General features: G+C 42.4%; 14 protein-coding genes and 1 pseudogene. 14 read left to right on the top strand and 1 reads right to left on the bottom strand.

Annotated elements, in window-relative coordinates:
* Nucleotides 1-3: 3 nt before the first annotated feature.
* The 6 genes and pseudogenes from AB3489_RS11910 (at nucleotide 4) to AB3489_RS11885 (ending at nucleotide 3936) form a co-directional block, all read left to right on the top strand.
* Nucleotides 4-147, top strand: coding sequence for a hypothetical protein (locus AB3489_RS11910; RefSeq protein ID WP_368293065.1), 144 nt, complete (start codon nucleotides 4-6; stop codon nucleotides 145-147).
* Nucleotides 114-206: pseudogene (locus AB3489_RS11905) on the top strand (ABC transporter permease); the annotation flags it as partial. The gene AB3489_RS11910 and the pseudogene AB3489_RS11905, both read left to right, overlap by 34 nt.
* Before the next feature lie 115 nt (nucleotides 207-321).
* Nucleotides 322-1515 (top strand): radical SAM/SPASM domain-containing protein, encoded by a 1194-nt coding sequence (locus tag AB3489_RS11900; RefSeq protein WP_368293064.1) that lies wholly within the window; start codon nucleotides 322-324, stop codon nucleotides 1513-1515.
* Nucleotides 1516-1632: 117 nt separating this feature from the next.
* Nucleotides 1633-2049 carry a hypothetical protein gene (locus AB3489_RS11895; protein ID WP_368293063.1) on the top strand — a complete coding sequence of 139 codons (417 nt, stop codon included), beginning with the start codon at nucleotides 1633-1635 and terminating at the stop codon, nucleotides 2047-2049.
* A 34-nt stretch (nucleotides 2050-2083) separates the two neighbouring features.
* Complete coding sequence (locus tag AB3489_RS11890; protein ID WP_368293062.1) at nucleotides 2084-2647, top strand: hypothetical protein; 564 nt, start codon at nucleotides 2084-2086, stop codon at nucleotides 2645-2647.
* On the top strand, nucleotides 2644-3936 hold the full coding sequence (locus AB3489_RS11885) for a GMC family oxidoreductase N-terminal domain-containing protein (RefSeq protein ID WP_368293061.1): 1293 nt from the start codon (nucleotides 2644-2646) through the stop codon (nucleotides 3934-3936). The genes AB3489_RS11890 and AB3489_RS11885 overlap by 4 nt, the downstream gene beginning before the upstream one ends.
* 262 nt (nucleotides 3937-4198) lie before the next feature.
* Here AB3489_RS11885 and AB3489_RS11880 read toward each other — a convergent pair whose 3' ends face one another.
* Nucleotides 4199-4444, bottom strand: a complete 246-nt coding sequence (locus tag AB3489_RS11880; RefSeq protein WP_019226215.1) for a hypothetical protein — start codon at nucleotides 4442-4444, stop codon at nucleotides 4199-4201.
* Between the two features lie 409 nt (nucleotides 4445-4853).
* Here AB3489_RS11880 and AB3489_RS11875 point away from each other — a divergent pair, with 409 nt between their 5' ends.
* The 8 genes from AB3489_RS11875 (at nucleotide 4854) to AB3489_RS11840 (ending at nucleotide 11977) form a co-directional block, all read left to right on the top strand.
* Entirely contained in the window at nucleotides 4854-5453 is a 600-nt protein-coding gene (locus AB3489_RS11875) for a GTP-binding protein (protein WP_025205254.1), read from the top strand.
* On the top strand, nucleotides 5446-5916 hold the full coding sequence (locus AB3489_RS11870; protein WP_368293060.1) for a hypothetical protein: 471 nt from the start codon (nucleotides 5446-5448) through the stop codon (nucleotides 5914-5916). The genes AB3489_RS11875 and AB3489_RS11870 overlap by 8 nt, the downstream gene beginning before the upstream one ends.
* Nucleotides 5917-5984: 68 nt before the next feature.
* Nucleotides 5985-6788, top strand: a complete 804-nt coding sequence (locus tag AB3489_RS11865) for a methyltetrahydrofolate cobalamin methyltransferase (RefSeq protein WP_368293059.1) — start codon at nucleotides 5985-5987, stop codon at nucleotides 6786-6788.
* A gap of 51 nt (nucleotides 6789-6839) precedes the next feature.
* The gene (locus AB3489_RS11860; protein ID WP_368293058.1) at nucleotides 6840-7469 is read left to right on the top strand and encodes a corrinoid protein; all 630 of its coding nucleotides are present in this window, start codon (nucleotides 6840-6842) and stop codon (nucleotides 7467-7469) included.
* Between the two features lie 92 nt (nucleotides 7470-7561).
* Entirely contained in the window at nucleotides 7562-8527 is a 966-nt protein-coding gene (locus AB3489_RS11855) for a uroporphyrinogen decarboxylase family protein (protein WP_368293057.1), read from the top strand.
* A 211-nt stretch (nucleotides 8528-8738) separates the two neighbouring features.
* Nucleotides 8739-10031 (top strand): PocR ligand-binding domain-containing protein, encoded by a 1293-nt coding sequence (locus AB3489_RS11850; RefSeq protein WP_368293056.1) that lies wholly within the window; start codon nucleotides 8739-8741, stop codon nucleotides 10029-10031.
* A gap of 9 nt (nucleotides 10032-10040) precedes the next feature.
* Nucleotides 10041-10700, top strand: a complete 660-nt coding sequence (locus AB3489_RS11845; RefSeq protein ID WP_368293055.1) for a B12-binding domain-containing protein — start codon at nucleotides 10041-10043, stop codon at nucleotides 10698-10700.
* A gap of 266 nt (nucleotides 10701-10966) precedes the next feature.
* Complete coding sequence (locus AB3489_RS11840; RefSeq protein WP_368293054.1) at nucleotides 10967-11977, top strand: permease; 1011 nt, start codon at nucleotides 10967-10969, stop codon at nucleotides 11975-11977.
* The last annotated feature ends 36 nt before the right edge of the window (nucleotides 11978-12013 follow it).

Below are 12013 nucleotides of genomic sequence, written 5' to 3'. Positions count from 1 at the left end.
AGGATGCACTATCCGAAGGTTGTCCGGCAAATTTCCGGTTTCACCGGAAGCACCGTTACAGCCGAAGACCTTGCTCAGGAGGTTTTCCGGCGCGATTATCCCGATCAACCACTCCAGTGGTGTCCTTTATCGCTATTGCAGTGTTGACGGTGGTTTGCCTGATCATCGGTACATTTTTTTTCGCACGCTCGGAGAAAGACAGGTAGAATCAGAGTTTTGTTTGATACATTATAAATTACAAGCAGGTCAATGTATGGTGATGTAGGTATAATTATGATAAACTATCAAGTAGAAATATATGGAATGTAAGGTGCGCCGGCCATGTCCGAATTCAAGAATAAGATTGCCTTAGCCAGATCGCTATGGGCAAACAAACAAATCATCAGGGTCAAACCTTCAATCAATTGGTTCCTGATGAAATACATGGGGAAGTTCCGTTTACTGAATGTCGGCGGGCAGCTGGTCCTTCATTCCCATTTGCCCCCGGTAAACAGTAAAGCTTTTACCCGCTTTATCAACGAGCACCTTCTGGCAAGGACGGAGGGGCCCTCCCACGCTCAAATCAGCCTGACCGATGCCTGTCCTCAGCATTGTGCCTATTGTTACAATAAGAATCGAAGTGGGGAACTTCTCAATACGGCAGAAATCAAACAGCTCATTCAGGATCTTAAGAAAATGGGTGTTTTCTGGCTGGGTTTTACCGGCGGGGAGCCGCTTATGAACAAAGATCTCGTAGAGATCGTCCAAAGCGCCGGAGATGATTGCGCCATTAAGCTGTTTACCACAGGCATGGGTATTACAAAAGAGCTGGCGGCGGAGTTAAAGCGGGCGGGCCTTTGCTATGTCTCGATCAGCCTGGATCATTGGCAGGAGGAAGAACATGACGGGATCAGAGGATGCCGTGGGGCTTTCCAGGCAGCGCTTCAAGCGATCGAAATATTTAAAGGCACAGGCGTTCATGTCAGTGTATCGACGGTCATCTCCAGGAGAATGCTTCGAGAAAATCAGGTTGAGAAATTTCTGGCGTTCCTGATCAGCCTTGGAATCGATGAAGCCTGGTTGAGTGAAACCAAGCCAACGGTGGAAGCTTTTTGGAATGAGGCCGCAGTCCTTACCGAAGAAGAGCGTTTAAGCCTTGTGCACTTGCAGGATAAATACAATCAAGAGAGAAAAATCACGGTGAATTATCTTGGGCATTTTGAAGGTGGAGAGCATTTTGGCTGCAATGCAGGCCATAAAATGGTCTATATTGATGCCTTTGGCGAGGTAAGCCCGTGTGTGTTTACACCGATAACCTTCGGCAATGTCCGGGATAAATCGGCGCAAGCCGTTTTTTCGGAGATGAAAGCGCATTTTCCGTCGGAAAGCTGCTGCTTTATGAACAAGAATTATGCGTTACTGAAAAAACATTATAAAGGGCAGTCACCCCTTAGCGAAGAAGATACGTTGGAGATGATGAAGGAAGTTCGGTTCAGTCCGTTGTCCGAATTTTCCCGGCTGTATTATAAGGGGTAAGGCTATCGGAATAAAGCCGTGGAAGTGAAATGATTGAAGTGAAGCTATAGGGATGAAATCATTGGGATGAAGAGGTAGGAAGGAAGTAATGGGGATAGGGTTATGGGGGTATAGGTTATGAGCTTGTATAAACTGTTCAGCTTGTTTGCAGCAGGGATATTTGCCGTTGTAGGCCTGATTTTCCTGTTCTTTCCTGATGCGGCCCTGATATTCTTTAACCGTATTTCCGGTTATTTTGGATTACCCGAAGCTTCGTTTGAAGGCGCCGGGTTTTATCTGACACTGGCAGTTGCTTATATGTATCTTGTTACTTTGCTTGCCATCCTGATGTATCGAAATCCGGCGCAGCACATCTATCCATTTTTATTGACCCATGCCAAACTGGCATCTTCCATCCTTTCTCTATTTTTATTTTTCATTTACCAGCCCTACCTGATTTTTTTTGCCAACTTCGTTGTTGATGGGTTGATTGGTTTAGCGGCACTGTATTTTTACCTAAAAATAAGGAAAACCGGACTTAGCGGTAATGCTTAGCTCTTTTGGCGAAGACTGAAAAAACAGGGAGTCAATGATGCTTCTGAAAATCATCCAGCGCTGCCTGCCTGAATGGATCAAGAGGAAAAAACTGAAGGAATTGTTCCGCTTGACGGCGGATGCTTTCCAAAATGAGCTGCCGGAGCTAAAGGGGCTTTCTTCGGCTGCGCTTCTCCTGCAATACGCCTTATTTACCAAGGAACAAGCGGAAAATCATTTGCAGAGCGGACGCCCTCTTGAACAAGTCAAACAGCGGCTGTACCAAAATGCTTATCGATTCGGACGGAACTTGAGAAAAACCCTGCATATCGGAACCTGGGAAGAGGCTGTTACGGCCCTGAAGGTGATCTATCAGTTGATCGGCATTGATTTTCAATGTGACCCGCAGGGGGAAATCATCATCCGGCAGTGCTATTTCAGCAGTTATTATTCCGGGGAAGTCTGCAAACTGATTTCCGCGCTGGATGAAGGGCTGACTGCGGGGCTTTCAGGCGGCGGCAGGCTGTGTTTTCAGCACAGGATTACGGAAGGCAATGAATGCTGTAAAGGATATTTTCAAAGGGAACTTCAGGTAAAAAGTAAGGACGGTTCAACATGAAAAGGGTAATCGTCGTCGGCAGCGGTGCGGGAGGGGCTGCCTCGGCCAAGAAACTGCAGGGGAAGTTTCAGGTGACAGTCCTGGAGGCAGGCCGGGAATTCAAGCCGTTTTCTATCAATTTATCTGTTCTGGAAAAGCTAAGAAAAACCGGACTGTTCTTCGATGAGAGGGAAATACAACTGCTGTTTCCGTCGATGAGCGTCAGGAAAACCCCGGATAGTATGGTAATGGTCAGCGGCAGGGGCTTAGGCGGGACGACCACGCTTTCGGCAGGAAATGCGCTGCGTATGGACAAAGGGCTTAAGGATCTTGGCATTGATCTGGATGATGAATTTGAGGAGCTTTACACGGAAATCCCTGTCACCGATGACCATCGGCCTAAATGGCAGAATTCCACCAAAAGGCTGTTTGAAATATGCACGGAAATGGACCTGAATCCTGTGCCTTTGCCTAAGCTGGGTAATTATCAGCGCTGTACCGGCTGTGGGAGGTGTGTCCTGGGCTGCCGGTATCATGTCAAATGGGACAGCCGTCAATTTCTGAACACTGCACAGGATTTGGGTGCGGAGCTCATCACAGGCTGTCAGGTAGTGAAGCTTGTAACGGAAAAGGGTCTCGTAAAAGGGGTCCAGGCCCAAAAAGGCTTCAACTCCGTATTTTACCCGGCGGATATTGTAATCCTGGCGGCAGGCGGATTTTCAACCCCCGTCATTCTTCAAAACTCGGGGATCGAATGCGAAAGCAGATTATTCGTTGATCCGGTTCTCTGCGTGGCTGCCCGGCAAAAAGGAAGTCTTCAGAACAAAGAGCTTTCGATGCCCTTTGCCGTACAGAGGGAGCATGCTATTTTATCCCCTTACTTTGATTATCTGAGCTTTTTCTTTCATCCTAGCTGGCGGTATCCTGCCCAGGATATTGTATCCCTGATGATCAAGCTGGCGGATTCAAGCGCCGGAACGGTTGATAACAAAAACATCAGGAAAACGCTGAGCGATATAGATCAGGAAAGATTGCGGGAGGAAGTCGAACTCTGCATGGAGATCCTTTCCACGTATGGGATAAAAAAAGATACTATTTTCCTGGGAACGATCAATGCCGGACACCCCGGCGGTATGCTGCCGCTTACCGCAGACGAAGCCGTGACCTTTCACAACCCCAGGCTGCCCGAGAACCTGTATGTAGCTGATGCAACGCTTTTCCCTGAGTCTTTGGGGAATCCGCCGATTTTAACGATCATGGCGATGGCGAAGAGGGTCAGTAAAATCATCATTGACAAAAATGGCCTGTAAAACAGGCTATTTTTGATATCCATTCCATTCAATTTCCATTCAGTTCACTTATATCAATAAAAAGTATACGAGATAAATACAATGTATAGGCTTGTAATTTCTTAAAAAACGGAAGAGGTAGGATGAGCATGGCCCGGCTCAATCTACAACCCCAAAATCAAACGCATCCCAACAGAAGAAGTGACGGTGACTTTTGCGCCCAATAAAAGGGTATAATCAATGCGCTGTAAACTTCTTGAGGTGAAAAACATAAAAATAAAGGCTATAAAGCCTTCACCTTGTTATCAATGATTTTAATTTGGGCACTGTTTTCCGTCAAATCATCCCGTATCTCTTGTATTGCTTGCCAGGACATATCTTGCTTTTCGCTGACTTTATCAACTTTGTTCTCGAGTTTTTCAACTTTGTTCTCAAGTCTATCTATTTTGTCACTAAGCGTTTTATTTTCTGCTCGCAAAGATTTTTCCATTGAATTTAATTTATCCAGGATTATATCCGATTTATCCATAGGCTCACCCTCCTGACCTTTAGCAATATCATATCACTTTCCAGTTGTTTGGACAAGAATAGTTATTTCCATAAATATTCATTTTCTGCAATCAGATCGTAATGGCTATTGTCTTCGCATATCGAGGCAATAGCCTTATTAAGGTTTCACTCATTTCGTGTCTTTCAGGCAGGCTTGTCACGTAGTCTTTAACAGAATAACTGAAATTTACCATTTTGAGCGTATATAATAGCGTGATTTTACAAAATTAAAAAAACCGGCATCACAGCCGTGTTGACAAGGTTGGATTGTTATAAAATTATACCATTTCGTCCATATACGCTATTATTTCGTTTATATATAATGAGCACATATAACGAAGTAATAGGTTAAATTCTTAAATAATCTGTGAGACTGGGGGGGACTTGCAATCAAAATAATTATTCTAGGCGGGTTTTTGGGTTCAGGGAAAACCAGTGTCCTCTTGCAGTTGGCGCATTCTATTGTTAACAGTTCTGAAAGAATAAAAGAGACAACTGTTGCAATTATAGAAAATGAAATTGGTCAGGTTGGGATTGACGATAAAGTATTACGAAGAAATGGCTATGAAGTAAGAGATATTTTCTCAGGTTGCATCTGTTGTAGTTTAAACAACGATCTCATCACAGGCATTCAAGACATCGCGCGTAAAAATGACCCCGAATGGCTGATCATTGAGGCAACAGGCGTTGCATATCCAAGCAGCATCTCAGATTCAATTTACAATAATCTTAGGATGACAGCCCGAATCGTGACAATAGTTGATGCTAGCCGCTGGCAACGAATCCGCATTCCTTTAGAGAGATTGATTGAAGGACAACTGAGTAATGCACAGATCATTCTTATCAATAAAACAGATCTTGTAGATGAAGAAACACTGAATAAAATCGAAAATGACGTTCGAAACCTAAATGACAAAGCCGCATTATACCGCATCAGTGGGATGAGTGAAATTGATGAGACGATATTGCAGGTGATAAGAAGTGGTTGAATTCAGCAGCGATACAGAATTGTCAAAACGGGGAAAATATCGAATTAAAACGACAATACAGGAAGGCGCATTTGCAGTCTCAGGTGAAAATACGATTCAGCATGAGGATTGTAATAAGATAAAAAACATCATAGAAAATGAAATCAAGGCGCTGAATTCCTGGGTCTTGGACCGAGGCGGTATTATCGGACATGTCAAAGGATTTCTTTCTGCCAACAATCATTCGGTTATGATTTCTTCAACAGGGGATGAAGTATACTGCCACACCCATGAATCAGCAGGTTCGATAAATGAAGATGTACTAGTCAGTTTAGTATTGATCGTATTTAATGTTTCACAATTAGGACTGGAAGAACAACTGATCGCAATATTTGACAGACTTGAAGATGATCAAGAAAGCCCTAGACGGATCGGAGGTGACACAGAAAGGAGAAGCGACTGGAAATTTGAACTACACAGGTGAAGAAGGCGTTCAATAGTATAAGAAGTATTATAAGAAGTATTATACAAGTAGATAGGAGATTCTTAAGCATGATTATTATTGGTGAAAAAATTAATGGTGCAATTCCTTCTGTAGCAAGAGCAATCGCTGAAAAGGATGCAGGCTTTATTCGTAATCTAGCCAAAACTCAGGCTGATGCAGGAGCAAACTTCATTGATGTATGTGCATCAGTGGAAGATAGCCTTGAACTCGAAACGATGAAATGGCTTATCGACTTGGTCCAGGAAGTTACCGATAAGCCGATAGCGATAGACAGTCCCCATGCCCATATCTGCGTTGAAGCCATGAAGTTCTGCAAAAAGCCAGGGATTATCAATTCAGTCTCCGGTGAAGGGAACAAGATCGAACTCGTGTTTCCTGTCATCGCGGATACGAATTGGGAATGCGTGGCCCTCTTGTGCGATGACACCGGAATTCCTAAGACAGCCGAAAAAAGGATGGAAGTGTTTAGGAAGATCATGGAGAAAGCCAAAGCACACAATATTGCCCCATCACGCTTGCACATCGATCCGTTGGTAGAAATGCTCTGTACGTCTGAAGATGGTATTAATATGGTGGTTGACGTTATTAAAGACATTAAAGCGCAGTATCCAGCTATCCACGTAACCGGAGGGTTAAGCAATATTTCCTTTAATCTTCCGGCTAGAAGACTGGTGAATCAGGCATTTATCGTACTGGCGATGAACGCGGGAATGGATAGTGGGATTATCGCTCCAACTAACCAAGATTTAATGGGGATGATCTATGCAACAGAAGCACTCTTAGGGAAAGACGACTACTGCATGGAATACATTGGAGCCTATCGAGAAGAATTATTTGGTCAAAAAAAATAATTTTAAAATAACTCTCTCGAAATTAAATCAACTAAAGAGGAGGACGTAGTAATGCCTAAGATGGAAGAATTAAAAGCAATGGTTGAGGCAGGAAAAGCGAAACTTGTTCCAGGGTTAGTACAAGAAGCGTTAGACGCGGGAAATGATGCTCAAAGTATACTCAAGGCGATGATCGAATCCATGGGAGTTGTGGGAGACAAATTTTCTTCAGGAGAAGTATTTATTCCTGAAATGTTGATGGCTGCTAAAGGGATGGCGAAGGGTGTCGAGGTGCTAAAACCGCTTCTAGCCGGAGGAAGCTCCACTTCCTTAGGTACCTGCATTATTGGTACGGTTGAAGGGGATCTTCATGACATCGGCAAAAACCTGGTAGCTATGATGATTGAAAGCGCTGGATTTGAAGTAGTCGACCTTGGTGTAGACGTACCGATCGCTAAATTTATTGAGGCTATCAAAGAAACTCAAAACGTTACCTTAGTGGCCTTGTCAGGACTTCTAACAACCACCATGCCCGCATTGAAAGCTACTGTTGAAGCAATCAAAGCTAGCGGAACGACTGGTTTCAAGATCATTGTCGGTGGAGCACCTGTTACACCAGAATTCGCGGCATCAATCGGTTCCGATGCTTATGCTCCTGATGCAGGCGGTGCTGCTGTAAAGGCGAAGGAGTTAGTTTCCTAAGATAAATGATCAGGATAACCTTGTATCCACAAAGATTTAGAGATTATAAGGATTTTATAAACTCTAACTTGTTAATGAAAGGATGGGTTTAAATGAATCAGAGAGAAAATTTTCAAGCAATGTTGAATGGAGGAAGACCTGAATTTATTCCATATTTTGTTGAGTTAAACAATTTAGGCTTAATGGGAACAAATAATGCCGATCAGCCCTTTTTTGGGGGCGTTGATCCATTTGGTGTTAATTGGATTGCAACGAAAGAGGGTGTGATTCCAGAGCCTAACAAATTTATGTTTGATGATGTTGCAGATTGGAAAAAATATGTTCACTTCCCGGACATCGATTCGTTAGGCATTGATGAGGCAGCTCAAGTTGAATTGCCTAACTTTAATAGGGAAGAAAAAATTGTGAATGTTTTTAGTGGAGTCGGTTTGTTTGAAAGACTGGCTACCTTTATGGGTTTTGAAAACACACTCTGTTCATTGATTGAAGACCCAGAGTCATGCAAGGAATTCTTTGAAGCGTTTGCCGAGTACAAGATTGCGTGTCACAACCGTTTTATTGATGTGTATCACCCAGATGTGATCACCTACTTTGATGATATAGCTACTGCGAATGGGCTATTTATGTCTCCAACGGTGTATCGTGATTTGATTAAACCGTCTCATAAAAGAATAATTGAAGCGATCACTTCAAGAGGCGTCATTTTTGCACAGCATACATGCGGAAAATGTGAAGAAATTATTGAAGATTTTGTTGAAATGGGTGCAAGAATTTGGACTCCTGCGCAGATTAGCAACGATATCGAGGGAATTTTGGAAAAATATAAAGGCCGTCTAATTGTAGAAGGTGGGTGGGACTCATCAGGGCCAGTCAGTTATATTAATGCTTCGACGGAAGATGTAATTGCTGAAGGAGAAAGATGCGCGAAGCAATATGGACAGAAAGGCAATTATATCTTTTTGCCGATACTTATGAACGAAAAAGGCAACTCGATTCTTGTAGGAGATTCACGCTTAGAGCCGCTGGCAGAAGCATGGCATAAGGTAGATAAACTATAGGCGTTGACTGATATATATTTGAACAAAACAAAACATGGTAAAAACGGTAACCTCCTGGATGATGGAAAAAACATTATGCAGGAGGTTTTTAGAATATATAAGACATTGTCCACTAGGAGTTCTATAATTGTTTATCCTTCATATTTAATTCTGAAAATTGATGATATAATAATACCTGAAGGTAAGATATTTGTTTTTATAGGCGGTCAGAATGAAAGATCAAACAAGTCAAAACAGAATCATTGACTTTGTGGATATCGGAACCTTGAAAGAAATATTGGACTCATTTACAACGACCACCAGTTTGATGGCCGATATTGTTGATGTTGAGGGCATATCTATTTTCCCAAGAAGCGGCACTAAAAAATGCTGTAGATTCTGCCGTATTATATATGGACTGAAAGGTGGAAACAATAGGTGCCAGAGTGCCTATAAAAGGGCAGGGAAACAGGCAGCCATGTTTGGTGAACCATACATTTTCCGCTGTCCGTCAGGTCTGATTGAATGGGCTGCACCGATCATACTGAACGGAGAGCATGTGGGAACGATTATTTGTGGTCAAGTGCTGATGTGGAAGCCGGAAGAGTTCTTTTGGATTGAACTCAGAGAAATGAACAAGTCGCTTACCACAGACTTTCAGGATCTATTTGAAGCGGTGCGCGAACTTCCAATTATATCTGGTCATCAGGTTCAGGCGGCAGCTTATCTGCTCTATGTGGTTGCCAATTATATCACGAAAGCTGGGTGGGAGAATTATGAACAGATTAAGGAATTCGCCAGCCAGCAGTCAATGTATTATGCTGAAATTGAAAACAGAAAAATCCTAGAAAAACAGCTCGGCAGCAGTTCAGGCGGTTCGCTGGTTGACGAAAACGAAATAATGGTAGCGTTGTACAAAAACGAAAAATCAGCAAAAGCCTATCTTCAGACGATCATATTTGGGCTGAGGTATGAATCACACAACAATTTATCAGTGGTACGTGCCAAAATGACCGAATTGCTGGTAATTCTGTTACGGGTTACAACCCAGATGGGCTTGGAAATGTCACAGTTTGTGGATATCAATAACAACTATATCGGTAAGATTTATGAAACAAATTCTGTTGAAAACCTCTGTGTTCTTGCTTCAATAGCTGTGGACGCGTACTTAGAACGCATTAAGGAAACACAAAATAAACCCTTAAACGCAAATATAAAAATGATGATCGAATATATTGAAAATGAATATATGAGAAATCTTTCATTGAAAGCTATCTCAGATTCGGTTTGCCTGAGCCCTGGTTACGCCAGTAGAATGTTTAAAGACCATATGGGCATGTCAATTAATGATTATGTGTTAAAGGTACGCATCCAAAAAGCGAAAAGACTTCTTTTGAATCCCCACTATCAAATTCAGACTATTGCTGAAAATGTCGGCTTTTCGGACTCTGGTTATTTTACCAAGGTGTTCAAAACATCTGAAGGGATTACGCCAACTCAATTCCGAAAATACCATAAAAGATAGGGATGAAAAATGGAAAAAGTACTAGTTGAACTTCAGGAAGCCATTGAAAAAGGCCAGACCCAGACGGCGATGGATAAGACAAAAGAAGCTCTCAATAACGGGCTTCGAACAGATAAAATTATTGACACTGCTATCAACCCGGCGTTTAAAGATCTTGGATTAAGAATGTTTAATGGGGAAATTTATGTGACAGATGTGCTGATGTCCTCCAGAGCGGCACATGCGTCGATGTATGTAATGGAACCGATAATATCACGACACAGTGGTTCGAAAAAGGGGATTGTGGCAATTGGCACAGTTGCAGGAGATTTACATGATATCGGAAAGTCCTTAATCGTTATGGTGCTTCAGGGCAGCGGGTACACGGTTATTGACTTGGGCATTGATGTCACGGTGAAATCATTTATCGAGGCTGTCCGAAGGTATAAACCGGACGTTCTGGCGTTGTCTTCGCTTTTGACTACAACGCTGCCGGAATTAGGCTATATCATTAACGCATTAACCGAACAGGGGCTGCGTTCACAGGTTAAAGTCATCGTCGGTGGTGCACCGGTAACGGTTAAATATGCAGCTAGTATAAAAGCGGATGCCTATGCAGCTAATTTATTTGAAGCGAGCGAAGCGGTCGATGATTTAGTCAACAACCGAATCGGAAGATTCCTTGTATAGCAATTTTAATAGTTCTCACTGATAGTATGATATGAGACAGTATTAACACTTTAAGGGCGGTCTTGCAGAATTAAGTCAATGCATCAATTATTTTTGATGTGTTGACTTTTTGTTTCACGTAGCATATACTCTAATATATCAAAATAATTTGATTAATACAACAAAACATTTTGATATGAGGAAGCTTTGTTATAGAAAGAGCGCAGCAAACTCAGCAAGTACAACAGCAATAACTCATAATATTCAAAATTGGAGGTGTGGAATAGGTGTTTGCAGTAATTGGTCATACATCAAGTTTTTTATACAATTTGCTAACTGCATTGTTAAAATGGATTTTTGGCTTGTTCGGCACGAATCCGGAATTTCTGGAGTCAGCACGTTTTAAGGACTCCGTAGAATACTTTTTCACAGATGCGATAGTTATCTTCCTGATGCTGATCATTATCATATTCATCGTATCAATTTTAAGGAGCTTCTTTCCTCCTGAAAGAACCAAAAAACTTTTGGGGGAGCAAGGAAAAGCGCGCGGGTTTATCGGTAATATTGTTGCCGCCCTTCTGGGTATTGTTACTCCCTTTTGCTCTTGTTCTGCTGTTCCCGTATTTATAGGTTTTATAGAAGCAGGAATACCCTTGGGCGTAACCTTCTCATTCCTTATATCTTCACCAATGGTAAACGAGGTTGCACTCGTCATGCTTTGGGGCTTGTTCGGTTGGAAAATAGCTGTCTTATATATTACAACAGGAGTAATCATAGCAATTGTTGCAGGATTCATCATTGGTAAACTAAAGATGGAAAGATATCTTGAAGACGATGTATTTTCTATACGTATGGGCGATGCTGAGCTAGTAAAGCCTACCTGGAAGCAGCGAATTTCAGATGCATGGAGCTATGACCTGAATTTGCTCAAGAAAATCTGGCCGTATGTCGTTATAGGCCTGGCAATTGGAGCTGCCATACACGGTTGGGCTCCTGGTGACTGGCTTGCAAAGTATGCAGGGAAAGGCAATCCTTTTGCAGTTCCAATCGCCGTTATTATTGGGATACCCCTGTATTCCAATGCTGCAGGCACACTGCCTATTGTCAGCGAACTCACTAAGCTGGGAGTCCCTATGGGTACGGCGTTGTCGTTTATGATGGCGGTAACGGCATTAAGCCTGCCGGAAATGATAATACTCCGCAAGGTTTTAAAGCCCAAATTACTTGCAGTATTTATAGGAATTATGGCAGTTACCATTGTATTTATCGGCTACTTTTTTAATATAATTTTAGTCTAGAAAAATCAATCATTGTACCTGCATTAATGCAGATTA

The sequence above is a fragment of the Dehalobacter sp. TBBPA1 genome (assembly GCF_040931655.1).
In the GTDB taxonomy this organism is placed as follows: domain Bacteria; phylum Bacillota; class Desulfitobacteriia; order Desulfitobacteriales; family Syntrophobotulaceae; genus Dehalobacter; species Dehalobacter restrictus.
The sequence above is the reverse complement of the archived record's forward strand: the minus strand, read 5'-3'. Positions and strand labels throughout refer to the sequence as shown.